A 1,525-nucleotide genomic window follows, 5' to 3' on the forward strand; every position below is an offset into this window, starting at 1 on the left:
CCGGGAGGCGCACGCGCGCGCGGCGACCGCGGCCCGGGCGCGCGCACCACTGGGCGGGTGGGTGAACAACGCCGGCATCACCCGGCGCACTCCCCTGCACGAGCTGGATGAGACCGCGGTGCGGGAGATCATCGGCATCAACGGCTTCGGCTACCTGTGGGGCTGCTCGACCGCGGTGTCGGCGTTCGTGGACCAGGGCGTGCCGGGGGCGATCGTGAACATCGGCTCGATCCACGGGCGGGCGAGCTTTGTGGATCACGCCGCCTACGAGTTCACGAAGGGCGGCATCGACGCGCTCACGCGCAGTGTCGCGGTGACATATGGCGGTCTCGGCATACGCGCGAACACCGTGGCGCCGGGCGGCGTGCGCACCCCGCACCTGGAGGCGCAGATCGCCCGAGCGGCCGACCCCGCTGCGGAGGAGCGCGCGCTCGCGGAGGGCCCGCCGATGGGACGCATCGCCCGGGCGGAGGAGGTCGCCGCCGTCACCGCATTCCTGCTCTCCGATGAGGCCCCGTACCTCTCCGGTCAGTCCATCGCGGTCGACGGCGCCTGGACCGCGTCCTTCGGCGACATCGCCGTCGACCCCGCCCTGCGCGCCCGCTTCGACGCCTGACGCCGCCGATTCCTGAGCGCCGTTCGTCTCGTCGCCGGCGTGGTGCCTGAGGGCCGTTCGTCTCGTCGCCGGCGTGGTTTCCGAGCGGTCCCCGCGCGACGACGCGCCCGCACCGATGTCCGGGGTCCGTGCGACGATCCGCTCGTCGACGGGAGAACGGATGCGTGGGGAAGCCACCGTGCTGCACGCCGACCTCGACGCCTTCTACGCGTCGGTCGAGCAGCGCGACGCCCCCGAGCTGCGCGGTCGCCCGGTGATCGTGGGCGGTGGGGTCGTGCTGGCGGCGAGCTACGAGGCGAAGGCCCGCGGCGTCCGAACCGCGATGGGCGGTCGCCAGGCGCGGGAGCTGTGCCCCGACGCCGTGGTGGTGCCGCCGCGCATGGAGGCGTACTCCGCCGCGAGCAAGGACGTGTTCGCGATCTTCCGCGACACGACCCCGCTGGTCGAGGGGCTGTCAATCGACGAGGCGTTCCTGGAGGTCGGCGGGCTGCGACGCATCGCGGGAACGCCGGCGGAGATCGCCGTGCGCCTGCGGGAACGTGTGCGACGCGAGGTCGGGCTCGCGATCTCGGTCGGGGTCGCGCGCACCAAGTTCCTCGCGAAGGTCGCCAGCGCCGTAAGCAAACCCGACGGTCTGCTGGTCGTGGAGCCCGAGCGCGAGGAGCAGTTCCTCCTGCCGCTGCCGGTCGAGCGGCTGTGGGGTGTGGGCGCGGTGACGGCCGAGAAGCTGCACCGCTACGGCGTGCGCACGGTCGGCCAGCTCGCGGAGCTGGAGGCGGCGACGGCGGAGCGCATGCTCGGCAAGGCCACGGGCGCGCACGTGCACGCGCTCGCGCGACTGCGGGATCCGCGCCCGGTCGACACCACACGGCGGCGCGGGTCGATCGGCTCGCAGCGCGCGCTCGGCTC

The 1,525-nt window shown here is 73.8% G+C and carries 2 protein-coding genes; both read left to right on the forward strand.

Features of this window, described 5'->3' with window-relative positions; translation table 11 throughout:
* Window positions 1-616: SDR family NAD(P)-dependent oxidoreductase (locus tag DW309_RS09165; RefSeq protein WP_136045192.1), on the forward strand; the 616-nt coding region annotated here is incomplete at its 5' end.
* A 160-nt stretch (window positions 617-776) separates the two neighbouring features.
* Window positions 777-1,525, forward strand: a 749-nt coding sequence (gene dinB / locus DW309_RS09170) for a DNA polymerase IV (protein ID WP_136045193.1), incomplete at its 3' end; no start/stop codon positions are given.

Source organism: Microbacterium sp. K41 (genome assembly GCF_004794395.1).
Taxonomy (GTDB): Bacteria; Actinomycetota; Actinomycetes; order Actinomycetales; family Microbacteriaceae; genus Microbacterium; species Microbacterium sufflavum.